The 458-nt window shown below is 52.4% G+C and carries 1 protein-coding gene; it reads right to left on the bottom strand.

Annotation, left to right across the window (positions count from 1 at the left end):
• Nucleotides 1-404 (bottom strand): RHS repeat domain-containing protein (locus QP968_RS11160; protein ID WP_284856463.1); only part of this gene is annotated, 404 nt, incomplete at its 3' end.
• Nucleotides 405-458: the final 54 nt, after the last annotated feature.

Here is a 458-nt window from a genome sequence, read left to right as displayed (position 1 = left end):
TTCGGGAACATCCCCCCAGTACCTACCTGCGAGTGAACACGACCATGCTCGTCGAAACGGTAGTAGTAGGACACACCATTGCGGTCGGTCCAGGCATACATCCGGCCTTGATCATCGTAGTGATACTTCAACGCACCATCGTTGGAATTAATCACCCGCACCAGCTGACCATGCGGATCGTACTCATAAGAGATCAACCGGAGTGGTTCATCACCCGGGTGCGTTGTCGGGTTAGACACAAAAATATGAGCAACCCGACCAACGGCATCATCCCACTGAATATCTAAAACAGTGTCATCAGAACGGCGCATACGGACCATGTGTCCGGTGGCGGTATCCCAGGTGTAGTCGATTGTGGCACCGGTGTGGTGCACAACAGTAGACAGGCCGACTTCGATACCCATGTTGAACGTTTCAGCAAGAGATCCGTGAGGAATTGTTGCTGCAACATGAGATCC

The sequence above is a fragment of the Corynebacterium sp. MSK041 genome, assembly GCF_030232265.1.
In the GTDB taxonomy this organism is placed as follows: Bacteria; Actinomycetota; Actinomycetes; order Mycobacteriales; family Mycobacteriaceae; genus Corynebacterium.
Note: the sequence above shows the minus strand (reverse complement) of the source record. Positions and strands in the feature narration are given on the sequence as shown.